Source organism: Blautia faecis (assembly GCF_020554845.1).
Classification (GTDB): Bacteria; Bacillota; Clostridia; order Lachnospirales; family Lachnospiraceae; genus Blautia_A; species Blautia_A faecis.
The window spans coordinates 127,967-153,607 of record NZ_JAJCIA010000005.1 but is presented as its reverse complement, the minus strand read 5'-3'; the positions used below and the strand labels follow the sequence as shown (position 1 = coordinate 153,607).

27 protein-coding genes and 2 pseudogenes are annotated in these 25,641 nt (G+C 44.1%); 24 read left to right on the top strand and 5 right to left on the bottom strand.

What is annotated here, in order from left to right:
• The first annotated feature begins 62 nt into the window (after window positions 1–62).
• The 3 genes from LIZ66_RS04400 (at window position 63) to LIZ66_RS04390 (ending at window position 2,780) form a co-directional block, all read left to right on the top strand.
• Window positions 63–644 carry a TetR/AcrR family transcriptional regulator gene (locus LIZ66_RS04400; protein WP_215659916.1) on the top strand — a complete coding sequence of 194 codons (582 nt, stop codon included), beginning with the start codon at window positions 63–65 and terminating at the stop codon, window positions 642–644.
• 165 nt (window positions 645–809) lie between these two features.
• The gene (locus tag LIZ66_RS04395; protein WP_195380081.1) at window positions 810–1,394 is read left to right on the top strand and encodes an HdeD family acid-resistance protein; all 585 of its coding nucleotides are present in this window, start codon (window positions 810–812) and stop codon (window positions 1,392–1,394) included.
• Between the two features lie 12 nt (window positions 1,395–1,406).
• Complete coding sequence (locus LIZ66_RS04390; protein WP_118582075.1) at window positions 1,407–2,780, top strand: radical SAM/SPASM domain-containing protein; 1,374 nt, start codon at window positions 1,407–1,409, stop codon at window positions 2,778–2,780.
• Window positions 2,781–2,899: 119 nt separating this feature from the next.
• Here the strand turns inward: LIZ66_RS04390 and LIZ66_RS04385 are convergent, their stop codons facing one another.
• Window positions 2,900–3,088: a hypothetical protein gene (locus LIZ66_RS04385; protein ID WP_118582078.1), complete on the bottom strand. Its 189-nt coding sequence runs from the start codon at window positions 3,086–3,088 to the stop codon at window positions 2,900–2,902.
• Window positions 3,089–3,414: 326 nt separating this feature from the next.
• Here LIZ66_RS04385 and LIZ66_RS04380 point away from each other — a divergent pair, with 326 nt between their 5' ends.
• From LIZ66_RS04380 to LIZ66_RS04345, 8 genes are all read left to right on the top strand, one after another.
• Window positions 3,415–4,275, top strand: a complete 861-nt coding sequence (locus LIZ66_RS04380) for a class I SAM-dependent methyltransferase (protein ID WP_173773551.1) — start codon at window positions 3,415–3,417, stop codon at window positions 4,273–4,275.
• Window positions 4,276–4,542: 267 nt separating this feature from the next.
• A complete protein-coding gene (locus LIZ66_RS04375; protein ID WP_195380082.1) occupies window positions 4,543–5,823 on the top strand; it encodes an aspartate aminotransferase type Ic in 1,281 nt (426 codons plus the stop codon).
• 316 nt (window positions 5,824–6,139) lie between these two features.
• Window positions 6,140–7,540, top strand: coding sequence for a L,D-transpeptidase family protein (locus tag LIZ66_RS04370; RefSeq protein ID WP_195380083.1), 1,401 nt, complete (start codon window positions 6,140–6,142; stop codon window positions 7,538–7,540).
• Window positions 7,541–7,685: 145 nt separating this feature from the next.
• Window positions 7,686–8,720, top strand: a complete 1,035-nt coding sequence (locus tag LIZ66_RS04365; RefSeq protein WP_148461004.1) for a D-alanine--D-alanine ligase family protein — start codon at window positions 7,686–7,688, stop codon at window positions 8,718–8,720.
• A gap of 213 nt (window positions 8,721–8,933) precedes the next feature.
• Window positions 8,934–10,301, top strand: a complete 1,368-nt coding sequence (locus LIZ66_RS04360; protein WP_148461005.1) for a UDP-N-acetylmuramoyl-tripeptide--D-alanyl-D-alanine ligase — start codon at window positions 8,934–8,936, stop codon at window positions 10,299–10,301.
• A 266-nt stretch (window positions 10,302–10,567) separates the two neighbouring features.
• Window positions 10,568–11,206: a hypothetical protein gene (locus tag LIZ66_RS04355; protein WP_148461006.1), complete on the top strand. Its 639-nt coding sequence runs from the start codon at window positions 10,568–10,570 to the stop codon at window positions 11,204–11,206.
• A 155-nt stretch (window positions 11,207–11,361) separates the two neighbouring features.
• Window positions 11,362–12,318, top strand: a complete 957-nt coding sequence (locus LIZ66_RS04350; protein ID WP_195380084.1) for a D-2-hydroxyacid dehydrogenase — start codon at window positions 11,362–11,364, stop codon at window positions 12,316–12,318.
• A 128-nt stretch (window positions 12,319–12,446) separates the two neighbouring features.
• Window positions 12,447–13,064: a ribonuclease H1 domain-containing protein gene (locus tag LIZ66_RS04345; RefSeq protein ID WP_195380085.1), complete on the top strand. Its 618-nt coding sequence runs from the start codon at window positions 12,447–12,449 to the stop codon at window positions 13,062–13,064.
• Between the two features lie 86 nt (window positions 13,065–13,150).
• Here LIZ66_RS04345 and LIZ66_RS04340 read toward each other — a convergent pair whose 3' ends face one another.
• Window positions 13,151–13,975, bottom strand: a complete 825-nt coding sequence (locus tag LIZ66_RS04340) for a transglutaminase-like domain-containing protein (RefSeq protein ID WP_118582104.1) — start codon at window positions 13,973–13,975, stop codon at window positions 13,151–13,153.
• Window positions 13,972–14,247, bottom strand: coding sequence for a hypothetical protein (locus LIZ66_RS04335; protein WP_173717839.1), 276 nt, complete (start codon window positions 14,245–14,247; stop codon window positions 13,972–13,974). Before LIZ66_RS04335 ends, LIZ66_RS04340 begins: the two co-directional genes overlap by 4 nt.
• Window positions 14,248–14,526: 279 nt before the next feature.
• Between LIZ66_RS04335 and LIZ66_RS04330 the strand changes: the two genes are divergently transcribed.
• Window positions 14,527–16,785 carry a hydratase gene (locus tag LIZ66_RS04330; RefSeq protein ID WP_173717840.1) on the top strand — a complete coding sequence of 753 codons (2,259 nt, stop codon included), beginning with the start codon at window positions 14,527–14,529 and terminating at the stop codon, window positions 16,783–16,785.
• Window positions 16,786–16,932: 147 nt separating this feature from the next.
• On the opposite strand, the gene LIZ66_RS19795 is transcribed toward LIZ66_RS04330, so the two are convergent.
• Window positions 16,933–17,118: a DUF6783 domain-containing protein gene (locus LIZ66_RS19795; RefSeq protein WP_408611495.1), complete on the bottom strand. Its 186-nt coding sequence runs from the start codon at window positions 17,116–17,118 to the stop codon at window positions 16,933–16,935.
• A gap of 1,105 nt (window positions 17,119–18,223) precedes the next feature.
• Here LIZ66_RS19795 and LIZ66_RS04325 point away from each other — a divergent pair.
• The 3 genes from LIZ66_RS04325 to LIZ66_RS19790 all read left to right on the top strand — a co-directional run bounded on the left by LIZ66_RS04325 (window position 18,224) and on the right by LIZ66_RS19790 (window position 20,337).
• Window positions 18,224–18,955, top strand: coding sequence for an RluA family pseudouridine synthase (locus LIZ66_RS04325; RefSeq protein WP_148461010.1), 732 nt, complete (start codon window positions 18,224–18,226; stop codon window positions 18,953–18,955).
• A 141-nt stretch (window positions 18,956–19,096) separates the two neighbouring features.
• On the top strand, window positions 19,097–20,197 hold the full coding sequence (locus LIZ66_RS04320; protein ID WP_148461011.1) for a substrate-binding domain-containing protein: 1,101 nt from the start codon (window positions 19,097–19,099) through the stop codon (window positions 20,195–20,197).
• Window positions 20,198–20,259: 62 nt separating this feature from the next.
• Window positions 20,260–20,337, top strand: a complete 78-nt coding sequence (locus LIZ66_RS19790) for a hypothetical protein (protein WP_368361887.1) — start codon at window positions 20,260–20,262, stop codon at window positions 20,335–20,337.
• Between the two features lie 93 nt (window positions 20,338–20,430).
• On the opposite strand, the gene LIZ66_RS19005 is transcribed toward LIZ66_RS19790, so the two are convergent.
• Entirely contained in the window at window positions 20,431–20,484 is a 54-nt protein-coding gene (locus LIZ66_RS19005) for a hypothetical protein (RefSeq protein WP_308768375.1), read from the bottom strand.
• Between LIZ66_RS19005 and LIZ66_RS19000 the strand changes: the two are divergent.
• The 9 genes and pseudogenes from LIZ66_RS19000 (at window position 20,479) to atpA (ending at window position 25,633) form a co-directional block, all read left to right on the top strand.
• A pseudogene (locus LIZ66_RS19000) lies at window positions 20,479–20,657 on the top strand (DUF6783 domain-containing protein). The gene LIZ66_RS19005 and the pseudogene LIZ66_RS19000 overlap by 6 nt on opposite strands.
• Before the next feature lie 204 nt (window positions 20,658–20,861).
• Window positions 20,862–21,125, top strand: coding sequence for an AtpZ/AtpI family protein (locus LIZ66_RS04315; RefSeq protein WP_227200259.1), 264 nt, complete (start codon window positions 20,862–20,864; stop codon window positions 21,123–21,125).
• A gap of 14 nt (window positions 21,126–21,139) precedes the next feature.
• A pseudogene (locus LIZ66_RS19785) lies at window positions 21,140–21,202 on the top strand (DUF6783 domain-containing protein); the annotation flags it as partial.
• Window positions 21,203–21,211: 9 nt separating this feature from the next.
• Window positions 21,212–21,637 carry an ATP synthase subunit I gene (locus LIZ66_RS04310; protein WP_118582119.1) on the top strand — a complete coding sequence of 142 codons (426 nt, stop codon included), beginning with the start codon at window positions 21,212–21,214 and terminating at the stop codon, window positions 21,635–21,637.
• Window positions 21,638–21,745: 108 nt separating this feature from the next.
• Entirely contained in the window at window positions 21,746–22,504 is a 759-nt protein-coding gene (locus LIZ66_RS04305) for a F0F1 ATP synthase subunit A (protein WP_195391857.1), read from the top strand.
• Between the two features lie 122 nt (window positions 22,505–22,626).
• Entirely contained in the window at window positions 22,627–22,905 is a 279-nt protein-coding gene (atpE, locus tag LIZ66_RS04300; RefSeq protein ID WP_179962564.1) for an ATP synthase F0 subunit C, read from the top strand.
• 143 nt (window positions 22,906–23,048) lie between these two features.
• Complete coding sequence (gene atpF / locus LIZ66_RS04295) at window positions 23,049–23,552, top strand: F0F1 ATP synthase subunit B (protein WP_118582125.1); 504 nt, start codon at window positions 23,049–23,051, stop codon at window positions 23,550–23,552.
• Window positions 23,549–24,088 (top strand): ATP synthase F1 subunit delta, encoded by a 540-nt coding sequence (gene atpH, locus LIZ66_RS04290; protein WP_118582128.1) that lies wholly within the window; start codon window positions 23,549–23,551, stop codon window positions 24,086–24,088. The genes atpF and atpH overlap by 4 nt, the downstream gene beginning before the upstream one ends.
• A 15-nt stretch (window positions 24,089–24,103) precedes the next feature.
• The gene (atpA, locus tag LIZ66_RS04285; RefSeq protein ID WP_118582131.1) at window positions 24,104–25,633 is read left to right on the top strand and encodes a F0F1 ATP synthase subunit alpha; all 1,530 of its coding nucleotides are present in this window, start codon (window positions 24,104–24,106) and stop codon (window positions 25,631–25,633) included.
• Window positions 25,634–25,641 lie beyond the last annotated feature (8 nt).

Here is a 25,641-nt window from a genome sequence, read left to right as displayed (position 1 = left end):
AAGCCGGAAACATAGCCGATTAGGCTTTTTTACGGCTTCATTTCAAGATGACAGGTGAGAAAATGTCTGGTTTTACGAAAGAAATTATTATCAGGACTTTGTTTGAACTGCTTAATGAGAAACCTCTTGCGAAAATTACAGTGAAGGATATTGTGGAGCGCTGCGGTGTGAACCGGAATACTTTCTATTATCATTTCCGCGATATTTCTGATGTTGTGGAATCAGCTCTTCTTCGGGAAGTAGACAACGCTTTTGAACATCCGGTGGAAGTGGATTCTATGCTGGAATGCCTTGAGGTACTGGTGAAGCTGATCGGAGAGAACAAGAAGGCCATGCTCCATATTTACTGTTCCGTGCAGAGAGAAACGTTTACCAGTGCACTGGATAAAATGTGCCAGTATGTTATAAAGCAGTATATCGTACATAATTTTAAAGAAGAAATTATGGAAAAAGAAGATATGAAGGTGCTCATGCATTTTTATAAATGTGTAATGATCGGAGTGATTCTGGACTGGATGGATCACAGGATGTCTTATGATCTGACAGAATATGCAGGGAAGCTGCGTGAACTCTATGAAAATACTTTTGAGAAAACATTGGAAAAGGCGGCAGGAACCAAACCTGCTTATCTGAAAATCGTATAGGGAATTTATAAATCTGCTTTTTTCCTCGGAGAATGGAAATGCGGTAAGCTTTTAGGCAAATACAGGATTGTGTCTGAATTTCAGACACAGTCCTTTTTTTGTCCGTTCCTTTTTGAAATTTATCTTACTATAATAAATCCATGAAAAGCAGAAAGGAGAATCAGAATGAATTCGTCAGGAACTTTGAAAATAGCACGAAATGGATATATAGTGATAGCAGTTGTTTTCTGTGCTTTGGGAATTTTTTTGATGGCTGTTCCGGAAAAAGCCGTGAAAATAATTTGTGTTCTTGCAGGAATTCTGTTTATTGCAGATGGAATTATAAAAATAATCGGATATTTTTCCAGAGATTTTTACTGTCTGGCTTTTCAATTTGACCTTGGCTTTGGAATTCTCATGATTGCAGTTGGAATTCTGATTCTGGTGAGAAGGGAAGCCATACTAAGACTGATTTTCGTGATTTTCGGTCTGGTGATTCTGACCGATGCATTGCTTCGGATCCAAATGTCAGTGGAAGCGAAAAAATTCGGCTTGAAGCTCTGGTGGGCAGTTTTGCTTATCGCAGTAGCAACCGGAATATTTGGAATGCTTCTTCTTGTTGATCCGGCAGGAGGTGCAAAGCTGACTGTGGTTTTTACAGGCGTGGCATTTCTGCTGGAGGGAATACTGAAGCTTTGCGTGGTAGTATACACTGTGAAAATCCGTGAGAATGAAAATGTAGTCTGGGAAGATGAATTCAGAGAAATTTAAAGGAGGAGCATTATGAAACTGATTGATAAAGCAAAACAGGCCGCTATGGAAGGTGCTGTAACAAAAGCATTAGAATATCTGGAAAAGGATCCGGAGACAAACATTCCGAAGCTGATGGAGCTGGTAGATAAATTCACTCCGCAGGACTGGTATAAAGGTCAGAGAGATGCCATTCGTAATGCAATCCAGGACACAGACAGCAACTGGTATAAGCTGATCATGAACCTGTATCAGCTGGATCCAGGTGTTCGAAAAGTATTTTTCCAGAACTTTATTGTAAATGCCAGCTTAAAGGGAAGTGCAAGACAGGAAGAGGTTGCTGCACAGAACAATTGCAATGTTCCGTGGGCAATCCTTCTGGATCCTACAAGTGCCTGTAATCTGCATTGCACAGGATGCTGGGCAGCAGAGTATGGTCACAAGCTGAACCTGGATCTGGAGACCATTGACTCCATTATCAGACAGGGTAAAGAGCTTGGTGTTTACATGTATATTTATACCGGTGGTGAACCTACTGTACGTAAGAAGGATCTTATTAAACTTTGTGAGATGCATCCGGATTGTGAGTTCCTTTCCTTCTCAAACGGGACACTTTTCGATGAGGAATTCTGTGATGAAATCTTAAGAGTAAAGAACTTCGTTCCGGCATTCAGTCTGGAAGGTTCCGAGGAAGCCAACGACGGACGCCGTGGAGAGGGAATCTATCAGAAGGTTATGCATGCAATGAAACTGTTGAAGGACAGAGGTCTTCCATTTGGAGTTTCCACCTGCTATACAGGCATGAACGTAGACAGTGTAAGCAGTGAGGAATATTTTGACAAGCTGATTGACTGTGGTGCATTATTTGCATGGTTCTTCCATTACATGCCAGTTGGAAATGATGCTTCACCGGAGCTTCTTCTGACACCGGACCAGCGAGAAGAAATGTATCATGCAATTCGTAAATTCAGAAGCACAAAAGCAATCTTTACGCTGGATTTCCAGAATGATGCTGAATTTGTACATGGATGTATTGCAGGTGGAAGACATTATCTGCATATTAATGCAAATGGTGATGTGGAGCCTTGTGTATTCATCCATTATTCAAACTGCAATATCAAAGATACTTCTCTTCTGGACGCACTGAAGAGCCCGATTTTCCAGGCTTATCATGATAACCAGCCTTTCAACGAGAACATGCTTCGTCCATGTCCAATGCTGGAGAATCCGGAGATCCTGCGTAAATTAGTTGCAGAGACCGGCGCGAAATCCACTGATCTTCAGTCACCGGAGAGTGCAGAGCATCTTTGCGGCAAATGTGATAAATATGCAGCCTGCTGGAAAGAGAGAGCAGATCAGCTGTGGGATGAGAGACAGAAGGAAAAGGCAGAAAAAGCCAGATGCTGATAGTTTGCTGCAGGAATATGCAGAAAGAATGATTTCATAATAAAGTCTGAGTATAGTATGTCACTTGCAACGGCATCTGTACTCAGACTTTTTGTGCATGAGGAGCAAAAAACAGAGGACTAATAATTGTATGCACCCTCATAAGCATTGCAGCGCTCCTTGCGCTTCGACTGATTTTCGCAGCTGCTGCACCTGTCGCAGAATTCCTGTTCATAGCAGGTGGAACAGACGCAGCCCTTGCAGGCGTTGCGGTCGTAGGCGGAGGTACAGGTGTAAGGAAGTTTATTATCGGTAGTCTTTTCTGACATTTGAATCACGCTCCTTTTTAATGTGATTATAGTGCGAAAAAATATGTGGTTCAATGGGAAAAATCCGAAAAAAGTGAGGCAGATTTTTGGGCACTTTTTCAGGGAAGAAGATGAACAAAATTGACGTGGGTACAGTTTTCTGCTATCATAAATTTGTTCTTTGATATTAGGCGAAATGAAAGTCAGTTACATTGCGTTTGTGGCGATTCCCAGGGGTTGTCCGCATTCGTGCTATAAATGATTCATGATTTTACTTATACAGATATGATTCATGGATGACATTTAGGACTTTTGTGCGAAATAATAGAAAATGAGGTAAAAATAAAATGTGGATAGCAAATGGCTGGAAAGAATACGAAGTAATTGATACTTCCTGCGGCGAGAAACTGGAGAGATGGGGGAAATATCTCCTTGTCCGTCCGGATCCGCAGGTAATCTGGGATACACCGAAGACAGAGCCAGGATGGCGCAAGATGAACGCACACTATCACCGCAGCTCCAAGGGAGGCGGTGAATGGGAGTTCTTTGATCTGCCCCAGCAGTGGGATCTTCATTACAAGAATCTTACGTTCCATCTGAAACCATTCAGCTTCAAGCACACCGGTCTTTTCCCGGAGCAGGCAGCAAACTGGGACTGGTTTGGAGACAAGATCCGCAAGGCTGGCAGACCGATCAAGGTTCTGAATCTGTTTGCTTATACAGGTGGTGCAACTCTTGCGGCGGCAGCCGCAGGTGCATCCGTTACACACGTAGATGCCTCTAAGGGAATGGTTACCTGGGCGAAAGAGAATGCGGCAGCAAGTGGTCTTGCTGATGCACCAATCCGCTGGCTGGTAGATGACTGCGTGAAGTTTGTAGAGCGTGAAATCCGCCGGGGGAATCACTATGACGCAATTATCATGGATCCTCCGTCCTATGGAAGAGGACCAAAAGGCGAAATCTGGAAAATTGAGGATGCCATTCATCCCCTGGTGAAGCTTTGCACAAAGATTCTCAGCGATGATCCCCTGTTTTTCCTGATCAATTCCTACACCACCGGACTTGCTCCGGCTGTACTTACTTATATGCTGGCAACAGAGATGAAGAAGTATAAGGGACATGTAGATTCCCAGGAAATTGGTCTTCCGGTGAAGTCAAATGGGCTGGTATTGCCATGCGGTGCTTCTGGAAGATGGGAAGCGGTTTAAGTTACTGTTCACTGGTAACATTCCGCGAAGTGTTTTTTGTGAACAAAGTTCACAGAAAACCCGAGAGTTGCGGCGCGAAATCATGCAAAGCATGATTTCTGTGCATCGCGAAGCGTGTTACTGTGAACGAAGTGAACAGTAACCGGTTTAAGAGGGATTTTATATAAAATAGAGCCAAACACTTGACAACCGACAATTTAGCATACTAAAATGGAAAAGATATACGAGGAGGATACACCAAACAGGCAATTGCCGAAGGAGGAATTTATGAAAAAATATACCGAAATGAATCATGAAGAGCTTCTGGCACTGAAAAAAGAGCTGGACAAAGAATTTGAAGAGATCAAGGCACAGGGACTTGCCCTTGACATGTCAAGAGGAAAGCCAAGCAATGCACAGCTGGAACTTTCTATGGAAATGATGGACGTTCTGAAGGGCAATTCAGATCTGAAATGCGAGACTGGAGTAGATTGCCGTAACTACGGTGTGATCGACGGTATTCCGGAAGCCAAGCGTCTTCTTGGAGAAATGTCTGAGGTAGATCCGGAACACATTATCATATATGGAAACTCAAGCCTGAACGTTATGTTCGACAGTATCGCACGTTCCATGACTCAGGGTGTAATGGGAAATACTCCATGGTGCAAACTTGACAAGGTGAAATTCCTCTGTCCGGTACCAGGTTATGACCGTCACTTCAAGATCACCGAATTTTTCGGAATCGAGATGATCAATGTTCCGATGACTCCACAGGGACCGGATATGGACATGGTAGAGAAGCTGGTAAGTGAAGATGCAGCGATCAAGGGAATCTGGTGTGTTCCGAAATACTCAAACCCACAGGGTTACACTTACTCCAAAGAAACCGTAGAGCGTTTTGCAAGACTGAAACCGGCAGCACCGGACTTCCGTATTTACTGGGATAATGCATACAGCATCCATCATCTCTATGATGATAATCAGGATTTCCTGGTTGAAATTCTTGGTGAGTGTGCAAAAGCTGGTAACCCTGATCTTGTTTATAAATTTACATCCACTTCAAAGGTAAGCTTCCCAGGCTCCGGAATCGCTGCCGTTGCAGCTTCCAAGGCAAACCTGGATGATTTTCGCAAATATATGCAGGTTCAGACCATCGGTCATGATAAACTGAACCAGCTCCGTCACGTAAGATTTTTCAAGAATCTTGACGGACTTCACGCCCACATGAGAAAACACGCAGATATCCTCCGCCCGAAATTCGAGCTGGTTCTGGATACGCTTGACAAAGAACTTTCCGGACTTGGAATCGGTGAGTGGACAAAGCCCCACGGCGGATATTTCATTTCTTTTGATTCCCTGGATGGCTGCGCAAAGGCAATTGTAGCCAGAGCAAAAGAGGCTGGTGTTGTCCTTACTGGCGCAGGTGCTACTTATCCATACGGCAAGGATCCGAAAGACTCCAACATCCGTATCGCACCATCCTTCCCTACACTTGAGGATCTTGGCAAAGCAGCACAGGTATTCGTACTTTGTGTGAAGCTTGTCAGTGTAGAAAAACTTCTCGGCTAAAAGCGTGTTGCTGTGAACGGCAACCTTTCCGTAAAAGGTGAGCCACAATTTTCAAACAGGCTCTGAAATCGGAAATTTGCGCATAGAATGTAACCATGCCAGATCAGGAAAAGTACCTGATCTGGCATATAAAAAGAGGCAGAGTAATCTACTGTTATCTGTGAACAGTAATCATCTGCTTTTTATTGTCTTTACCCGTCTGCATTTGGAAGGCATAAATAAATGCCGACTATGGAGTTTATTTCCTGCATAAGGTTAAACAGAAGATGTGGTCGTGTAAAGGCAATAAGAATTCATCATAAGCAGGGAGGAATTTATGGCAAAAAATAAGGAAAAAGCAGGCGCAGGAAGAACGATTATTATTTTACTTGTGGTTTTGCTGCTGCTTCTTACAGCAGGAGCTTATGGATATGGCGTGCACTACTTTTCCAGTCATTTTCTTCCAGGCTCTATGGTGAATGGATTTAATTGTTCCTACATGACTTCGGAAGACACCGAGGACCTTCTGAACCAGCGTGTAAGCGCTTATGTTCTTGCTGTGGAGACCATGAAAAACGGTCAGGAAGCCATTTCCGCCCAGGATGTGGGGCTTTCCTATGTGTCTACCGGCATTGTGAAGCAGTTGATCAAAGATCAGGATCGATTTACCTGGTTTCTTGCTTTTAACCAGGATAAGAATTATGATATTTCAGAATCCCTCAGCTATAACGTGGAGCTGATGGGGCAGGCTGTTGATAATCTGAAATGCATGCAGCCAGAGAATGTAGTCCAGCCTGTGGATGCCCAGATCCAGGATACCGGAGATACTTTTGAAATCATTCCGGAAGTAGTGGGAAATGCTCTGGATCGCACTAAGACGGAGGAAGTGATTTCCGCAGCCATGCTCCGGGGAAAAACTTCTGTAAATCTGGAGGACGAGAGCTGCTACCGGAAGCCTTCGGTGTACAGCACAGATGAGCTGCTGAAAGCCAATTGTGAAAAAATGAATCAGCTTGTCAAGGTGATCATAACTTATGACTTTGCTGATCGTACTGAGACTGTGGACCGTACCCTGATCAAGAACTGGTTCGGTTATGATGAGGATGGCAATGTGATCCTGGATGAAAACCTGGTGCGGCAGTATGTGGCAGACCTTGGACTGAAATATGATACTATGGGACAGACCAGGACTTTTCTGACTTACGATAATCGCCAGGTGGAAATTAAAGGCGGCGATTACGGCTGGGTGATCGATCAGGACGAAGAAGTAAAAGCGCTGATCGCTGCTATCGAAAGCGGTGTTACCCAGGTTCGTGAGCCTGTTTATCTGTATTCAGGCTATAGTCGCGGAACCAATGATATTGGTTCCACCTACGTGGAGATAGATCTGACAAACCAGCGTCTTGTTTTTTACCAGAAGGGAACTCCAATCGTGGACACACCTATTGTAAGCGGAAATCCGGATATAGAAGGCTGTGGCACTCCTACAGGCTGTTATGCACTGGATGCCAAGGAATCTCCGGCAGTGCTTACAGGAGAGGACTACGAAGCAAATGTGACCTATTGGATGCCTTTTGCAGGAAATGTGGGAATCCACGACGCTTCCTGGCGGTCTGAGTTTGGAGGAAATCTTTATCTGTGGGAAGGCTCCCATGGATGTGTAAATGTTCCATATGACAAGGCTGCCGAGATTTATGCAAATATTGAGGTTGGCATGCCGGTGGTTGTGTATGAGTAACTATTCAGTAGAGAATATTCCGCGAGGTGTTTTGGGAAATTCAGCGCGAAATCATGCGAATGCATGATTTCTGTGCATGGCAAAGCGTGTAACTGTGAAGGAACTGAACAGTTACGTTTACGAACAAAAAAGGAGATATAAGATTATGAAGATAGTAGTTTTGGCTGGAGGAACCAGTACGGAGAGAGAGATTTCCATTGTATCCGGTACCGGAATCTGCGGTGCGCTGCGCCAGAAAGGCCATGAGGCAATACTTGTAGATATTTTCTGTGGAGTTGAGAATGTAGACTGGGAGAATCCTTTCCCGGCTGAATATGATGTGGAAAAGGCAGCAGAGTATATGAGCAGCTTCAATCCGCAGATCAAGGAGATGGAGAAAAAACGCAGAAGCTTTTTCGGACCAAATGTTCTGGAACTTTGCGAAAAATGTGACATTGTGTTCCTTGGACTTCACGGCGCAAATGGTGAGGATGGCAAGGTGCAGGCTGCATTTGACTTGATGGGAATCCGTTATACAGGAACCGGTTATCTCAGCAGCGCCATGGCAATGGATAAGCGCATTACAAAAGAAGTCTTTCTGATGAATAATGTGCCTACACCAGGCGGTTTTACTATGACAAGAGACAATCTGGAGAAAGACATTGCCAAATATAACCTGCAGTTCCCGGTAGTTGTAAAAACAAGCTGCGGCGGTTCCAGCGTAGGTGTTTATATTGTAAATGACCAGAAAGAGTACGAAGAGGCTCTTACAGATGCATGCCAGTATGGCGCAGACATTGTTGTGGAGGAATATATCAAAGGCCGTGAATTTTCTGTTGCAGTTGTAGATGAAAAAGCATATCCGATTATTGAAATTGCACCAATCCAGGGCTTCTATGATTATAAGAATAAATACCAGGCTGGCTCTACTGTAGAGACCTGCCCGGCTGAGATTTCTCCGGAGCTTACAGCAAAAATGCAGGAGAATGCAGTGAAGGCAGCGAAAGCACTGGGACTTACCGGCTACAGCCGTCTGGATTTCATGATGAAAGAGAACGGAGATATGTACTGTCTGGAAGCAAATACCCTTCCGGGAATGACTCCTACCAGTCTGATTCCTCAGGAGGCGAAGGTACTGGGAATGGATTATCCGACGCTTTGCGAGGAACTGATCCGGATTTCATTAAAGAAGTACGAATAATAGTAAAAGACAGGTCAAAAGAACGTTCGTGATACGTTCTATTGCATATATGAAATGAAATTACTTTAATTTGCATATTTCGTTTAGATTATTTATGAAAGTAACACTTTGATTTGTATGTTATAAATTGTGAAATAGTTATTTTAAATTAAAATGTCTTGCAAAGTATTATTTACCGAATGTTTATATTAAATATAAAAAGGATTAAATAAAATGAAAAATCTTACCCTGGAAAACCTGACCAAGGTCTGCGGCGGTGTTTATTTCGGACCGTCTGACAAGCTGGAGCAGGAGGTTTCCTCTATTACAACAGACAGCCGGAAAGCAGAAGCCGGAACCTTATTTGTTCCCATCGTAGGCGAACGTGTAGATGCCCATAAATTTATTCCCCAGGTGATGGAGGCAGGTGCGCTTGCTACCTTATCTGAGAGAATCCTGGAGAATGCTGATTTCCCATATATCAAGGTGGAATCTTCCCTTCAGGCTGTAAAGGACATTGCAGAATTTTACCTGCAGCAGCTTCAGATTCCGGTTGTTGGAATTACCGGAAGTGTGGGAAAAACAAGTACAAAAGAGGTAATTGCCTCTGTGCTGAAAGAGAAATACCGTACCCTGAAAACACAGGGAAACTTTAACAATGAGTTAGGTCTTCCTCTCACCGTTTTCCGTCTTCGTGACGAGGATGAGATCGCAGTTCTGGAAATGGGAATCAGCGATTTCGGTGAAATGACCCGTCTGGCAAAAATTGCAAGACCGAATACCTGTGTGATCACCAATATCGGTACCTGCCACCTGGAGAATCTTGGGGACAGAGACGGTGTACTGAAAGCAAAAACTGAGATCTTTAAATATCTGCAAAAAGATGGTCATATCGTGTTAAACGGTGATGACGATAAGCTTTGCATGGTAAAAGAGTACGAAGGAATCAAGCCTGTATTCTTCGGCATGGAAGCTGACAAGGATGTATATGCAGACGAGATTACAAGCAGAGGCTTAAAGGGAATGACCTGCCGTATTCATATAGGCGGAGAATCCTTTATGGCAGATATTCCGATGCCGGGAATCCATATGGTATACAATGCGCTGGCTGCTACAGCGGTAGGCCGCATTTATGGGCTGACACTGGAGCAGATCCGTCACGGAATTGAGACCCTGGAAGCCATCAGCGGCAGATTCCACATGATCGAGACAGACCGTTTCCTTATCGTAGACGATTGTTATAATGCCAACCCAATGTCCATGAAAGCATCACTGGATGTGCTGAAAGATGGTGCTGGCAGAAGAGTGGCAATCTTAGGCGACATGGGAGAGCTTGGAGAGAATGAAGTTCAGCTTCACGCAGAGGTAGGCGAGCATGCAGCCCAGTGTGGAATTGACGTATGCATCTGCACCGGTCCTCTTTCCGCAAACATTGCGAAGATGGCGAGAAAGAACCCGGAGCTTATCGTTATAGAAGAACCGGATCGTGACAGCCTTTTGTCCCATCTGTCTGATTATGTGCAGACTGGTGATACCATTTTGGTAAAGGCGTCTCACTTTATGCAGTTTGAGAAAGTGGTAGCTGCATTACAGGAAATGTAAGGAAGATAATATATTGCCCCTTAAACAGACTCTGTAGAAATAAGTAGAATCTGTTTAAGGGGCATTTATATTTATTTTCGCAATAAATCAAAAACTAATTGATATATTGTGGAAAGTCTTTATATAAGTGATCGTAAAATAGAAAAATATGCAGAAAAACAACAGAATAAGTGAAATTCTCCGAGAATTTGACGAACGATTTATGTTTCATACAGAGCAGGACAGCGGTATAATGGTCCTAAAAGTTAAGAGTATGGGAGGACATTATGCTGGAGAAAATTATGGATCTGCAGATATTGCTCTACAGTATGGCAGCCCTGGGGGCTCTTGGAGCAATTGGAATGCTGACGACAAACCTCACCTACAGAAGAATGCTGAAAAGTACCGGAAGCAAAACCACAGGCGCGAAAAACACCCAAGGAACAGGCAGCAGCCAGCGGATCAGCCTGAAGGAAAAATGGCTGAGGCTTTGGAAAACACGGGACAGGCTTCTTCACAGAATGAATCGGCTGGTGTGGTATCCGGCACTTTTGTCCACTGTGATCCTTGGCTGTGCCATCTATTTTTCCCAGACGTTAAGGATAGAAGAGGGGCTTCCTCTGACCTATCTGTATGTGGGCGCCACTGTACCAGTTACATTATTGCTTTTGCGTCAGGCTCTGGATTTTTCTTACAAAGAAGAGCTGGTGATGGACACGCTGACAGATTATGTGGAGCAGATGAGAAGCTGGGCAGAAGAGATTCCTGCTGCGAAAAAAGCGGACCCCGTTTTACAGGAAGAAATCGTGGACAAGATTACCAGCAGCATTAAGCAGACCGCTGCTTCCGGAAGTCATTTCAGTAAGATGCTGACTCCTGAGGAAGAGAAGATTATGCGTGAGATCATCCGGGAATTTATGGCTTGATAATTACAGACTGCTAAATAAGGGCGCAGGCACTATCAGCTTTGCGCTCTTATATTTTGGGGATTGCATTTTCCTGGAGAAAACGGTATTTTATAAAACAGATGAGGAAACGTACGACTATATAAGTGAGCACAGAAGAAAGAGAGGAGTACATTATGAAAATTGTAATTCTGGAAGCAGACAGCCTGGGACAGGATATGGTATTTACCCCATTTGAGGCGCTGGGCGAGGTAGTTATTTATCCTACTACAACCGCAGATGAAATGGAAGAAAAGACAAAAGACGCAGATGTGATCGTAGCTAACAAGGTTCCAATCTGCGAGTCTACCATTGGAAAAGCCCAGAACCTGAAGCTGGTCTGCCTGACCGCAACTGGCTTTAACAACCTGGATGGAGACTATCTGAAAAAGAGAGGAATTGCAGCTTACAATGTTGCCGGATACTCCACAAACGGAGTGGCACAGCATACCTTTGCTCTTCTTTTCTATGTTCTGGAAAAACTGAATTATTACGACAATTACGTAAAATCCGGAGAATATGCAAGAGGCACCTGCTTCTCTCACTTCGGTCAGAATTTCTTCGAGCTGGATGGGAAAACCTGGGGAATCATTGGACTTGGCGCAATCGGAAACAAGGTGGCGCAGATCGCTAAGGCATTCGGCTGCCATATTATCTGCTACTCCGCTTCCGGGAAGAAATACAATACAGAATATGAACAGGTAAGCCTGGATGAGCTTCTTTCCCGCTCCGATATTCTTTCTGTCCATGCGCCGCTGAATGGGTACACGGAGAACCTGATGACACTGGGAAAATTCCGTAAGATGAAGAAAACCGCTATTTTCCTGAATGTTGCGCGAGGCGCCATTGTAAATGAGCCAGATTTGTATACAGCTCTTACCGAAGGCTCCATTGCAGGTGCAGGCCTTGATGTTCTTTGCAAAGAGCCAATGGATCCGGAGAATCCGCTTCTTAAGATCCAGGACAGCAATAAACTGATCATTACTCCGCATATTGCATGGGCTGCGAAAGAGACCAGATTCCGCGTAGTGGATGAAGTGGTGAAAAACATTCAGCGGTTCCAACGTGACGACAGGACAAACAGGGTATATTAAAGTTTCGGGCCAGGGATAGATTAGAGTGTGTTGTGGACATGCTCTAATCTATTATTGAAGATAAGAAACAGTTTCGTTATAATTAAAGAAAAAGTGTTTGAGAATGTCTGATACAGAAGGGAGACTACATGGCAAAGAAATACTATGCAGTAAGAACAGGCAGAAAAACAGGTGTATTTATGACCTGGGCAGAGTGCCAGAAACAGGTCATGGGATTTTCGGGAGCAGAATTTAAGAGCTTTTCCACTATGGAAGAGGCACAGGCATTTGCCGGTGTGAGTGCAGAGGGCATCCCGGATACACTTTCCAGGGCAGAAAAACCTGCGTCAGACCAGGTGATTGCCTACGTAGATGGCAGTTACCGCTCTGACACCGGCGAATTTTCCTACGGAATGGTCATCCTGAAGGATGGAGAAGAGCACACATTCTGCGAAAAAATGACAGACAAAGAGCTGGCACTGATGCATAATGTAGCAGGAGAAATCAAAGGCTCCGAAGCGGCAATGCAGTATGCTGTGGATCATAATATTCCGGAAATCACCATTTACCATGATTATGAAGGCATTGCCAAATGGTGCACCGGTGCCTGGAAAGCTACCAAACCCGGAACAATTGCGTATCAGAGCTTTTACCGGGGGGTCATGAAGAAAGTAAAAGTCCATTTTGTAAAAGTAAAAGGACACTCCAACGACAAATACAACGATATGGCTGACCAGCTTGCAAAAAAAGCTCTCGGAATCCTGTAGCGGATCCGGGAGCTTTTGTAATCTGTGCGCCGCATATATTTTGTCTGAATTTAGTTGTTGTAGCCAGTACAGCGAATATTAACTATTTATGAGATCTTATATTTCAAAACCGGGTAAAGTCCATAAGAACCATAGGTTGCACCGTAATACTTGCTGTAACTCTTTGCCTCTGCGAAAAGCGGGTCATAAACATACCCGTTGATCTCACACCATGCGTGGGCATTGTTGTTGCTTTGCACAGCGTCGGCACATACATAAACATTCTTGTATCCGATTGCCTTGGCGAGGTAAGCAAATGCGCCAGCGTCAGAAACGCAGTCTCCGTTGTGATGCAGAAAATGGTCATTTGCAAAAGTAGCCGGCCAGTCCTTGCCGCCCTGGTCAAAATCACGCCAGATATTATAATAGCCCTTGATCACCCAGTTGAAACATGTCTGAAGCTTCTGGGATTTGGACATGCTGGAATTGGTGATCTCTGCTGCAATCTGCTTGGAGCGGAGGTTGGCAATCTGAACCTGAGTCATTCTCTTTCCGCTGGCAGTATAGTAGGTAGAACCCTTTTTTCTGCCGATTACATGACTTTTATTGTCGATGTAGTAAGTAAATCCCCTGTAACCTTTATTAACAGTAGTATTTTTTAATAGGGTTCCCTTGGCACTGAAATAGAAATAATTCTTGCCAATCTTCTGGAAACCGGTGAGGCGTTTTCCTTTTCGATAGTATCTTCTGATTCCGGATTTGGTCTTCACCCAGCCTTTTTTCTGTGGCTTTTTGGGTGTCGGAGTAGGGGTGGCAATAACAGTTTCCGTTACCTGAGAAGGTGCAGCTTCAGCTGCGTTTGCAGTTACCGGAGTAAGGGCAAGTACTGCGCTGGTGAGAACCAGCATAAACATTTTTGTCTTTTTCATCATTCTTCTCCATCTTCCTCTATTACCTGTATTTCCAGGTAATCAAAGTCAATCTGTTCAATAAAATTATCCTGATAAAAACGTGTTTTACTGTGCTTCTTAAAATCCCGCACCGTAGTATCCAGCCAGATTGGATTACCAAGATCCAGCTCATAACAGATCTGCTCCAGACAGTGAAAAACCTTGTGCGTTCTGGTCTCCTGGCGGTCATCACAGATCACGGTATCCTTCAGCATATGGTTATCTTTCCAGATTCGTCCCCAAAGGCGAAACATCTTAGAACACCTCCCATTATTTCAGTGTTGGTAGATTCTACCTTATCACTGATTTGAAAAAGTTGCAACAGAAATGTGGAGCAAAATTACAGACCATTTTTTGCAAAAAAAGCTTTTTAGCACGCTAAAGTGTTTTTGCTTGACCCTTTCGGAGAAATCTACTATAATTAACGATAATGTTGCTGCTGTTCACAAAAAATACCTCTCAGAATGTTGCTGGTGAACAGCTGCATAATATTTGTTACTTATAAATCTCTCAAGATGAGGAGGAGCTTTATTATGAAATTATATGATACTGGCGTGTATCTGCAGAATGGAAAGGAAATCATTCCGGCAGCTGAAGCCCAGCTTCCTGTTTCCAGAGAAGATGCAGCAAGAAATACCATTGCCTATTCTATTTTAAAAGCCCATAATACTTCCGGTAATATGGACAAGCTTCAGATTAAATTTGATAAACTGACATCCCATGATATTACTTTTGTAGGAATTATCCAGACTGCACGTGCTTCCGGACTGGAGCGTTTTCCGGTACCGTATGTTCTGACCAACTGTCACAACTCCCTCTGTGCAGTTGGCGGTACTATTAATGAGGATGACCATATGTTTGGTCTTACCTGTGCGAAAAAATACGGCGGTGTCTATGTTCCGCCACATCAGGCAGTTATCCATCAGTTTGCCCGCGAAATGCTTGCTGAGTGCGGCAAGATGATTCTTGGCTCAGACAGCCATACCCGTTATGGCGCTCTTGGTACCATGGCTATGGGAGAGGGGGGACCGGAGCTTGTGAAGCAGCTTCTTTCCCAGACATATGATATCAATATGCCAGGAGTTGTTGCTATTTATCTGAAAGGAAGCCCACGTCCGGGCGTAGGACCGCAGGACGTTGCTCTTGCTATCATTGGTAAAGTATTTGCAAATGGTTATGTGAAGAATAAAGTAATGGAGTTCGTAGGTCCTGGCGTAGCTAATTTAAGTGCTGATTTCCGTATTGGAATCGATGTTATGACTACTGAGACTACCTGCCTTTCCTCCATCTGGCAGACAGATGAGAAGATTCAGGAGTTTTACGAGATCCATGGAAGAGCCCAGAGCTATAAAGAGCTGAAACCGGGAGATGTGGCTTACTATGACGGCTGTGTGGAGATTGACCTTGGCGAGATCAAGCCAATGATCGCTATGCCGTTCCATCCAAGCAATACTTATACAATTGATGAACTGAATGCAAATCTGGATGACATCCTTGCCGATGTTGAGAAAAAAGCTCTGGTAAGTCTGGACGGCAAGGTTCCTTATACTCTCCGTAATAAGGTTGTAGACGGAAAGCTTTATGTTGACCAGGGAATTATTGCAGGATGTGCAGGCGGTGGATTTGAGAATATCTGTGCTGCAGCGGATATTCTCCGCGGAACCAGCATCGGTGCAGATGCCTTTACTTTAAGCGTATATCCGGCAAGTACTCCGATTTATATGGAGCTGGCTAAGAATGGAGTTCTGGCAGATCTTCTTGAGACAGGTGCTGTTGTGAAAACTGCATTCTGCGGTCCATGCTTCGGTGCTGGAGATACTCCGGCAAACAATGCTTTCAGTATCCGCCATACCACCAGAAACTTCCCGAACCGTGAAGGTTCCAAGATCCAGAATGGTCAGATTTCTTCTGTTGCACTTATGGATGCCCGTTCTATCGCTGCTACAGCTGCAAACAAGGGATTCCTTACCTCTGCTGAGAATTTCACAGGAGAGTACAGAGGACAGAAATATTTCTTTGATAAAACGATTTACGATAACCGTGTATTTGACAGCAAAGGCGTGGCTGATCCGTCTGTTGAGATCCAGTTTGGACCGAACATCAAAGACTGGCCGAAGATGCCGGCACTTGCAGAGAATCTGGTTCTGAAGGTTGTTTCCGAAATTCACGATCCGGTAACTACTACCGACGAGCTGATCCCATCCGGTGAGACTTCCTCCTACCGTTCCAATCCTCTTGGACTGGCTGAGTTTACTCTTTCCAGAAAGGATCCGGCTTATGTTGGACGGGCAAAAGAGGTTCAGAAAGCAGAGCATGCCATTGAGAACGGCGAATGTCCGCTGGATGCACTGCCAGAGCTGAAGCCGGTTATGGAAGCGGTGAACAAAGAGTATCCGGAAGCTGGCAAAGGCAATCTTGGCGTTGGAAGTACTATTTTCGCAGTGAAGCCCGGAGATGGTTCTGCCCGTGAGCAGGCTGCTTCCTGTCAGAAAGTACTTGGCGGGTGGGCAAACATTGCCAACGAATACGCTACCAAACGTTACCGTTCCAACCTGATTAACTGGGGAATGCTTCCATTCCTGATCCCGGCCGGTGATCTTCCGTTTGTAAACGGTGATTACCTGTTCTTCCCGGAAATCCGCAAGGCAGTGGAAGAGAAAGCCGACAGCATTACCGGTTATGTGGTAAAAGAGAGCGGACTGGTTCCGTTTACCGTAACACTTGGAGAGCTGACAGATGATGAGCGGGAAATCATCCTGAAAGGCTGTCTGATCAACTACAATAGAAAATAAAATGTTATGAGGCAGGTCATTCTTTTTGAGAGCGACCTGCCTTTTTATCAGAATTCCCTGTTACATAAAAAGTTCTACATGGTATGATCACACTGCAACGAAAAGGCAAATATCGCTCAATGTGTTTCTACATAGGCTAGAACGTGTTTAAAAAAGCATTTCCGCAATCTGCACGTCCCACTTTGCGGTATATTTTTCCCGAATTCGGTTGTCGTAGCCCGCTATGATACCCTCAACCGGACAAAATCTCCCACAAATCATGACGTATATCTTGCAGAAAGCCTTTTTTAAACACCCATTTAGCCTTTTGCAAAAAGGAGTCTTTCTTGTTATATAAACAAATATTCTGAATAATTACAATAATTAGTAAAAAACACAGAAATACAACGTGAAGTGCCAAAATAAAACAGAAATAAAACAAAAAATACAAGAAAAAGTATTGACAAATAAGATCAGAGATGGTAATATAAGCTCATCAAAAGAAAAACAACTTTATAAAGAAAGGAGCTTAGTGATTCCAATGGGAACATAAAATCTTTCTAATCAATATAAGAGAGACAGGAATCGCATTTCCTGCAAGAAGACCTGATACGAGAACCGTGTAAATAGAAAATAAAGTATCACTTGATTCAGCTGATACTTATAAACGTATCCAAGGTAAATAGAAGCGATTACTTATATTGAATAACTGTCCACCACTAATACAAAGATCTGGAACTTGTGTAAAGAAACATTTCTCCAGAGGATATAACCCCTTATCACAGATAAGCAGGATATCTTGAGATTCCTATTGAACCTTTAGAATATGAATCGAAACTTTGCATTAGAAGAATATCATAATTGATATTCCAGTCAGAAATAGATCAGGAACTTCCGCTCAAACTTTTTTGTATAATACATATAAGAGAGCATATGAACCAGTAAGTGGTTTTGGATTTAACCGAATTAAGTTTGAAATTGTTTATGATAATGATTCAGAGCCTGAGAAGTATATCCGATATTTCTGCAGAAGAAATTATAAAACGTGAATTATAATTTCAATCTATCAAACTTCTAAATAAACCGAATGATAAACATCATATCGTTTATGAGCAGGAAATAAGATAAGATATTTTAAATAAAAACTTAAAACTGAATATAGAACAACTGAATAAAGACCACGTAAATATTAAATTGTAAATCAATTTGAAAAACGAGGAAAAGACCATTGAATACTGAAGAATTTTAGGACGGTCATCATTTGAAATATAAGTAAAATGATGACCGTCCTTTTCCATGCTGTGAGAGACAAAAAAGCGGGATGATGTATTGGATACGAAGTGAACAGGAACCGATATGCAGCATAAAGCATACCGGAATAGAAAGTGTGAGCTTGTAAATCAGGCTTTAATCCGCTATAATGAGCGGAGAAAATTGGAAACTATGAGGGAAGCAGACGATGTTTAGTGGGAAAATAGAGGACTACATTCTTTTCGAAGATAAAGAAATTATAGTTTGCCGTAAGCCAGCGGGAATTGCGGTACAGAATGCAAGAATCGGTGCCATGGATCTGGAGAGCAGCCTGAAAAATTATCTGGCAATGCAAGACGGTGGTGGGAGAAGGATTCCATATCTGGCAGTAATCCACAGGCTGGATCAGCCGGTAGAAGGTATTCTTGTATTTGGGAAGACACCTGAGGCCGCGAAATCGTTAAGTGCACAGATTACAGCTGGAAAGATGGAAAAAATTTATCTGGCAGTAACATATGGAAAGCAGGCCGAGGCTGGGAAAAAAGAAAAAGTTCTGGAGGATTATCTGAAAAAAGATGGAAAATCCAATACTTCTTCCGTGGTAAATGCGCACACTCCTGGTGCGAAGAAGGCCAGACTTTCCTATGAGGTTCTCGGTGAGGCTGTGGATGCAATTTCCGGAAAGAAAAAATGGCTGCTTCGAATTCATCTGGATACAGGCCGTCATCACCAGATCCGGGTTCAGATGGCTCATGCAGGAATGCCTTTGGCTGGTGACCGGAAATATGGTGCCGGAACGAATGTGACCATCGGGGCAGGCAGCCTGGCTCTGTGCGCCGCAAGCCTTACCTTTTTCCATCCGGTAACCGGAAAGGTGATGAAATTCGTGACAAAGCCGGAAGGGACTGAGTTTAAGGGGATTTCTATCCCGCAAATGTGAAAAAACCATAAAAACTATAGACGTGGAACCGAAATTGTGTATAATGTAAAAGCAAGATTAAACAAAGATGAAGACTGCGAAAAATAGTTATAAAAAGTTTTTTTGAAAAAACTTTAAACATTCAGATGAGGAGTGAATAAAATGAAAAAAGTAGCAGTGATACCTGCTGTTGTTCTGGCTGCATTATGCACCTTCACAGGCTGTAAGAAAGAAGAAGTGGAGAAAGTGATCGCGCCACTGGTTTCTGACGGGCAGACTACGGAATCCACAGAAGAAGCCCAGGAAGAAAAGGATCCTCTTATTCCTGAAATTGATACATCTGTAGAACTCCAGGCAGGATCCCGGGTGGCAGTTGTAAGCAAGAGTACAAGCGGAGAGTTCTGGGGACTGGTTAAGAAAGGAATGGAGCAGGCAATTGCCGATGTAAACGAGGCATATGGCTTCAAGAAAGAAGATCAGGTGACCATGACCTTTGAAGGCGCCAGCGATGAGAAAGATGTGGAGAGCCAGGTAAATACCATAGATGCGGTAATTGCAGAGAATCCGGATGTACTTTGTGTTTCTGCCAGCGATATGGATTCCCTTCAGGCGCAGCTGGAAGCTGCCAAGGAGAATGGAATCCCGGTTGTGGCATTTGACTCTGGTGTTACAGACAGCAAGATGGTCCGTGCATTTCGTGGTACGGATAATACCAGGGTGGGCGAAATCGCTGCGTATAGATTAGCCACAGCCATCGGAAAAATGGGTAAGGTTGCAGTCTTTTCTGCGCAGGAAAAGACGCAGAGCATTCAGGAACGTGTAAGCGGTTTTACCAATTATATCACCAATTATCCGGATATTGAAGTTGTGGAGATTGTTTATCAGGATCAGGTAGATGATATGACAGCTGCCATGCAGGAGGTTCTTGACAAATATCCGCAGCTGGACGGTGTTTTCTGCGATAATGCAGATATTGCCGATCTGTATCTGGACATGAAAAAGGATGAGACAAAGGATTCCATTGTGATGGTTGGTGTGGATGCCACAGCGAAACAACAGGAGGCTATCTGGAATAGTAAAGAGGTCGGCGTGGTTTCCCAGCAGCCTTACGCGATGGGATATCAGACCATCTGGACAGCACTTTTGACTACAGCACCAAAGAAGAGTGTGGAAATCAAGCGGAATGTGCGTATCGACCCGGCATGGATTGATTCCTCAAACATTGATGATCCTACATACAGTTCTTATTTGTATGCAAATTAAAACAGCTTTCATAAGAGGCACGTCATAATTTTCAGGAATGATTTCACAAACACGCTCTACGAATTTGGGCAAAATATGCTGCAAACCGGGGCGTGCAGATTGCGAGAATGATTTTACAAATACACTCTAAAATAAGATAGAGCGGTTCATAAGAAACTATGAAAGAGAAACTGCTTTGTACAGCATGAATTTACCAGGAATGGGAATGCTGATACAAGGCGGTTTTTTGCATATCAAAGGATATTGCAGCTAGAGCGTGTTTCAAAAATCATTCCCGCAATCTGCACGCCCCACTTTGCGGTATATTTTGCCCTCTTTCAGTCGACGTAGCCCGCTACGCCGCCCTCAATCGGACAAATCTCCCACAAATTGTGAAGTACATCTTGCAGAAAGCCTTTTTCAAACACGCTCTAGAGCCTGTTTCAAACACATTCTAGACAATACTACCTGCCGTGTCTGAATTTTAGTCAATGTTTAACGATTGTATAACGACAAAATAACAAGAATTTGTTAGCATGTAATTACTTTTTGAAGTGTGAAAAAATTGACGATATGCAATAAAATGGAAGTCGATTTTTAAATAATGTGCACAATAAAAGTTGCTATCCACACTGAATTGTGTTAAAATCTGTCTATAAAATGAGACTTGAGACAGGAGGCTTTTATGAAAAAATGGGGAGATATTATCAAGAATATGACTTTGCTTAGTCAATTTAGTTTATCCTTTATCACTCCTCTGCTTCTGTGCCTGCTGATCTGCTGGTGGATGAGTACCAGCCTGGGAATAGGAGAATGGATTTTTATTCCTGGCTTTTTTTTCGGACTGGGAGGTTCCTTTACAGTAGCTTATAAGCTTTACCAGTCTGTAACCGGCCATCAGAAGAAAGAGAAAAAGAAGAATAAAGTTTCGTTTAACAGACATCATTAGAGTGTGTTTGAGAAATCATTCCCGCAAAGTGTGACGTACATTTTGCAGAAAGCCTTTTTCAAACACGTTTCAGAAGGGAGATTTGTATGAGCAAAATGTTTGCAGATGTGCAGCCGGCAGTGAGGAAAGAGACTAAGAAGGTGGCGATTGGTACATTTGTATGCGTAGTCCTGATGTGGGCTGTATTTGGAATCGGACATCTGGCAGTGCCGGAGCAGATTCCGTTTGATTATACAGTGCTTCTCGCCGGATTTATTGGCGGGATGGTGGCAGTACTGAACTTTTTCCTTATGGGACTGACCGTTCAGAAGATAGTTTCCATGGAGGACGATAAACAGGCTGCAGCGAAGATGAAGGCCAGCTATAGTCAGAGAATGATGCTTCAGCTTATCTGGGGCGTTCTGGCGATTGCGGTTCCCTGTTTTCAGTTTGTAGCCGGAATCTTACCATTGCTTTTTCCAAACATTGTGATCAAGACAGTTGGAATCATTGGGGGGAGGAAGGCCGCATAATGATATATACAATTTTATGTAACTATTCAGCAGGTACTGCTCCGCGAAGTGTGTGACAGATGTGGTACGGAACAGTTACAAATTTATAATGACAGGAGGTGAGAGTACATGGATATCGAAATAACCGGTGGCAGGATATTCTATACGTTTCCGTTCGAGATTCCCATCCTGGGGAAATTCCAGATCACGGAGACTCTGGTTGTAAGCTGGCTGGTTATGCTGTTGATCACAGGACTTTGTATCTGGCTGACACATGATCTGAAGGTGGAGAAAATATCCAGGAGACAGGCTGTGGCTGAGCTACTGGTGGAGACAGCAAATAAGTTCGTCATCGGAAATATGGGGGAGAAATTCAGCTATATGATTCCTTTTGTGGCGGCGCTTTTTGCTACCAGTGTGGTATCCAACCTGATCAGCCTTGTAGGACTGCGAAGCCCTACAGCAGATCTTTCCACAGAAGCTGCATGGGCAGTTGTTGTATTTACCATGATCACGGCACAGAAGATCAAGACAAATGGTTTCGGTGGATATATGAAGGGATTTACAACTCCAATCCCTATTATGACACCATTTAATATTCTTTCTGAGATTGCCACACCGATCAGTATGGCATGCCGTCATTTTGGAAATATTCTTTCCGGTGTAGTTATCAATGGTTTGATCTATGCAGCGCTGGCGCTGGCAAGCTCCAAACTGTTTGGACTGATTCCGGGTATTGTGGGAGAGGTTTTGTCGAAGATCCCATTCCTGGACGTTGGTATTCCGGCAATTATGTCAGTTTATTTTGACTGGTTTTCCGGAATCATGCAGGCATTTATTTTCTGTATGCTGACTGTAATGTATATCGCGAATGCAGCAGAAGAGTAGCGTAAAGAAGGCGGATGTTCACGAAGTGGGCAGAAAATCGGAAAATGCAGAAAATATTTTGCAGTTTCCGGATGAATTGAATTTTTAACAAGAGAAATCATAAATAACAGGAGGATTTGATTATGGATTTTACAGTATTGGCAAAAGGTATCGCACTGGCTGGTTGTGCAATTGGTGCTGGTCTTGCACTGATCGCAGGTATCGGACCTGGTATTGGAGAAGGTAACGCAGTTGCAAAAGCTCTGGAAGCAATCGGACGTCAGCCAGAGTGTAAAGGTGATGTAACCTCTACCATGCTTCTTGGTTGTGCGATCGCAGAGACTACAGGTATTTACGGTTTCGTAACCGGTCTGCTTCTGATCTTTGTTGCACCTGGTACCTTCATGAAGTTCCTTGGATAATTAAGGACAAGTATCACAGGCGTTACCATTCACAGACCGCTGTTATGGAAGCTCCATAGAGACGGCACCAAAGCAGCTGGTTTCTATACTGGTAAGATACTGGAACGGTATAAATGGTAGCAGTTACAACAGGAGGTTAGAACATGCAGGTACAGGAACTTGTAGGAATTGTGCCGTGGACGTTTATCGCACAGATCTGCAATCTTTTTCTTCAAATGTATCTGATAAAAAGATTTTTGTTTAAGCCTGTCAATGAAATGCTTCAGAAGAGAAGAGCAATGGCAGATGCCGAAATCCAGGATGCTACAAAGGCGAAGGAAGAAGCTCTTGCCATGAAGACAGAGTATGAACAGAATATGCAGCAGGCCAAAGCAAAGGCCAGCGATATTGTCACAGAGGCACAGAGGACAGCTTCCCTCCAGAGTGAGGAGATCCTGAAAAGTGCAGCCCAGGAAGCCCGTGCTATGAAAGAGAAGGCTGAGAGCGACATTGCACAGGAGAAACGAAAAGCTGTCAATGAGGTGAAGAATGAGATCGGCGGCATGGCAATGGAGATTGCCGGCAAGGTGATCGAGCGTGAGATCAAAGAAGAGGATCACGCGAAACTGATCGACGAGTTTATTTCGAATGTAGGTGAGGCATCATGACGCAGATTGCCAGATTATATGGCAGCAGCATGTATGATCTTGCTGCTGAAGAACAGCTTACCGACACTGTGCTGGAGCAGATGCAGACAATCCGGCAGCTTTTCCGGGAGAATCCCGATTATGTGAAATTGTTGTCAGAGCCTTCAATCCCGAAGGAAGAGAGGACAAAACTTCTTGATACTGCATTTGGAACAGAAGCAGAACGGTATCTGGTGAATTTTCTGAAACTGCTGTGTGAGCGCGGAATCCTGGGAGAGTATTCCGGATGCTGTGAGGAATTTACACGGCGGTACAATGTGGACCATAACATTGCCACTGCAGTGGTGACCAGCGCGGTTGCACTGACAGATGAGCAGATGGCAGCGCTTAAGGACAAGCTGGAGAAGATAAGCGGTAAGACCGTTACCCTGACCCAGAAGACAGATCCTACAGTGCTTGCAGGTCTTAAAGTGGAACTGGAGGGCAGACAGCTGGACGGTACAGTAAAGAGCCGTCTGGATGATCTTTCCAGGAAATTAAACGAGCTTATAGTATAAGGATGGATAGAGAAAATGCAGCTTAAACCTGAAGAAATTTCAAAAGTCATCCGCAGTCAGATCAAATACTACGATAACGCTATCAAACAGAATGAGACCGGTACGGTTCTTATGGTTGGTGATGGTATTGCAAGAGCCAGCGGTCTTATCAACTGTATGGCAGGAGAGCTTCTTGAGTTTGAGGACGGAAGCTTCGGAATGGCGCAGAACCTGGAAGAAAACAGTGTTTCTATCGTTTTATTTGGGGATGATTCCGGTATTGGCGAAGGTCAGACCGTAAAGCGCACCGGAAAGGTGGTATCCGTTCCGGTTGGTGAGGCTATGATCGGGCGAGTTGTAAATGCCCTTGGACAGCCTATTGACGGTGCAGGACCTGTAGTGACAAGTGAATACAGGGCGATTGAGAGCCCGGCACCAGGTATCTGCGAGAGACAGGGCGTTAACCAGCCTCTGCAGACCGGTATTAAGGCAATTGACTCCATGGTTCCCATTGGAAGAGGTCAGCGTGAGCTGATTATCGGTGACCGTCAGACTGGTAAGACCACTCTGGCAGCAGATACTATTATCAATCAGAAGGGGAAGGACGTGATCTGTATCTATGTTGCAATTGGTCAGAAGCGTTCCACCGTATCTTCCCTGGTTGAGACTCTTACAAGAAATGGCGCTATGGATTATACCATCGTTGTAGCGGCTACTGCTTCAGAAGCCAGCCCGCTGCAGTACATTGCACCGTATTCCGGATGTGCAATGGGTGAATATTTTATGTATAAGGGAAAAGATGTACTTATCATTTACGATGATTTAAGTAAGCATGCGGTTGCTTATCGTGCACTTTCCCTGCTGATCCGTCGTCCACCGGGACGTGAGGCATATCCTGGAGATGTTTTCTATCTCCATTCCAGACTTCTGGAGCGTGCCGCAAGACTGGATGAGGCACACGGCGGCGGTTCCCTGACTGCACTTCCGATCATCGAGACACAGGCAGGAGACGTTTCCGCATATATTCCCACTAACGTTATTTCCATCACAGACGGACAGATTTTCCTGGAGACAGAGCTGTTCCATTCCGGTGTTATGCCGGCTGTAAACCCTGGTATTTCCGTATCACGAGTTGGTGGAAATGCACAGATCAAGGCAATGAAGAAGGTTGCCGGTACTTTGAAGCTGATTTATTCCCAGTATCGAGAGCTGCAGAGCTTTGCTCAGTTTGGATCTGATCTGGATGCAGATACCAAGGCCAGACTGGAGCAGGGAGCCCGTATTGTGGAGGTTCTGAAGCAGAACCAGAATGCGCCGGTTCCAGTTGAGAAGCAGGTAGCTATCCTTTATGCAGTAACCAAGGGAATCCTTTCCCGGGTTGCTACAGAGGATGTAAGAACCTATGAAGCTGGTCTTTATACCTGGATTGACAGTGATGCACAGGGTGCTGCTGCAATGCAGGAAATCCGTTCCACAGGTGCATTATCTGCGGAGACAGAAGAGAAGCTGAAGGGCGCATTGGAACAGTATACTGAGAATTTTGTAAATACAAGACCTGAGAAATAAATTGTGAC

Bases quoted from the DNA above. Each gene is read 5' to 3' on its own strand.
- LIZ66_RS04400 (WP_215659916.1), top strand. From the start codon at position 63: ATGTCTGGTTTTACGAAAGAAATTATTATCAGGACTTTGTTTGAACTG.
- LIZ66_RS04395 (WP_195380081.1), top strand. From the start codon at position 810: ATGAATTCGTCAGGAACTTTGAAAATAGCACGAAATGGATATATAGTG.
- LIZ66_RS04390 (WP_118582075.1), top strand. From the start codon at position 1,407: ATGAAACTGATTGATAAAGCAAAACAGGCCGCTATGGAAGGTGCTGTA.
- LIZ66_RS04385 (WP_118582078.1), bottom strand. From the start codon at position 3,088: ATGTCAGAAAAGACTACCGATAATAAACTTCCTTACACCTGTACCTCC.
- LIZ66_RS04380 (WP_173773551.1), top strand. From the start codon at position 3,415: ATGTGGATAGCAAATGGCTGGAAAGAATACGAAGTAATTGATACTTCC.
- LIZ66_RS04375 (WP_195380082.1), top strand. From the start codon at position 4,543: ATGAAAAAATATACCGAAATGAATCATGAAGAGCTTCTGGCACTGAAA.
- LIZ66_RS04370 (WP_195380083.1), top strand. From the start codon at position 6,140: ATGGCAAAAAATAAGGAAAAAGCAGGCGCAGGAAGAACGATTATTATT.
- LIZ66_RS04365 (WP_148461004.1), top strand. From the start codon at position 7,686: ATGAAGATAGTAGTTTTGGCTGGAGGAACCAGTACGGAGAGAGAGATT.
- LIZ66_RS04360 (WP_148461005.1), top strand. From the start codon at position 8,934: ATGAAAAATCTTACCCTGGAAAACCTGACCAAGGTCTGCGGCGGTGTT.
- LIZ66_RS04355 (WP_148461006.1), top strand. From the start codon at position 10,568: ATGCTGGAGAAAATTATGGATCTGCAGATATTGCTCTACAGTATGGCA.
- LIZ66_RS04350 (WP_195380084.1), top strand. From the start codon at position 11,362: ATGAAAATTGTAATTCTGGAAGCAGACAGCCTGGGACAGGATATGGTA.
- LIZ66_RS04345 (WP_195380085.1), top strand. From the start codon at position 12,447: ATGGCAAAGAAATACTATGCAGTAAGAACAGGCAGAAAAACAGGTGTA.
- LIZ66_RS04340 (WP_118582104.1), bottom strand. From the start codon at position 13,975: ATGATGAAAAAGACAAAAATGTTTATGCTGGTTCTCACCAGCGCAGTA.
- LIZ66_RS04335 (WP_173717839.1), bottom strand. From the start codon at position 14,247: ATGTTTCGCCTTTGGGGACGAATCTGGAAAGATAACCATATGCTGAAG.
- LIZ66_RS04330 (WP_173717840.1), top strand. From the start codon at position 14,527: ATGAAATTATATGATACTGGCGTGTATCTGCAGAATGGAAAGGAAATC.
- LIZ66_RS04325 (WP_148461010.1), top strand. From the start codon at position 18,224: ATGTTTAGTGGGAAAATAGAGGACTACATTCTTTTCGAAGATAAAGAA.
- LIZ66_RS04320 (WP_148461011.1), top strand. From the start codon at position 19,097: ATGAAAAAAGTAGCAGTGATACCTGCTGTTGTTCTGGCTGCATTATGC.
- LIZ66_RS04315 (WP_227200259.1), top strand. From the start codon at position 20,862: ATGAAAAAATGGGGAGATATTATCAAGAATATGACTTTGCTTAGTCAA.
- LIZ66_RS04310 (WP_118582119.1), top strand. From the start codon at position 21,212: ATGAGCAAAATGTTTGCAGATGTGCAGCCGGCAGTGAGGAAAGAGACT.
- LIZ66_RS04305 (WP_195391857.1), top strand. From the start codon at position 21,746: ATGGATATCGAAATAACCGGTGGCAGGATATTCTATACGTTTCCGTTC.
- atpE (WP_179962564.1), top strand. From the start codon at position 22,627: ATGGATTTTACAGTATTGGCAAAAGGTATCGCACTGGCTGGTTGTGCA.
- atpF (WP_118582125.1), top strand. From the start codon at position 23,049: ATGCAGGTACAGGAACTTGTAGGAATTGTGCCGTGGACGTTTATCGCA.
- atpH (WP_118582128.1), top strand. From the start codon at position 23,549: ATGACGCAGATTGCCAGATTATATGGCAGCAGCATGTATGATCTTGCT.
- atpA (WP_118582131.1), top strand. From the start codon at position 24,104: ATGCAGCTTAAACCTGAAGAAATTTCAAAAGTCATCCGCAGTCAGATC.